Here is a 256-nt window from a genome sequence, read left to right as displayed (position 1 = left end):
AAGCTAGAACAGGCAACGGCGATCGCCACGGCGACGGAAAAATTTTTACAGACCATGGCCCAACGGTTCCAGGTGACTATCCTGGCGGGGGGCTTTCCCTTTCCGGTGGCAGGGGAAGCAGGCAAAGCCTATAACACAGCTACTCTAATTGCCCCCAATGGGCAGGAATTGGCCCGGTACCACAAAGTGCATTTGTTTGATGTTAATGTGCCCGACGGCAATACCTACTGGGAATCGGCCACGGTGATGGCTGGGC

1 protein-coding gene is annotated in these 256 nt (G+C 55.5%); it reads left to right on the top strand.

From position 1 onward, the window contains the following. Nucleotides 1-256 (top strand): nitrilase-related carbon-nitrogen hydrolase (locus OOT08_RS18925; protein ID WP_325094447.1); only part of this gene is annotated, 256 nt, incomplete at both ends.

It is taken from the genome of Leucobacter sp. M11 (assembly GCF_035726885.1).
Taxonomy (GTDB): Bacteria; Actinomycetota; Actinomycetes; order Actinomycetales; family Microbacteriaceae; genus JAPFRB01.
This window is presented reverse-complemented; position numbering and strand designations above follow the sequence as displayed.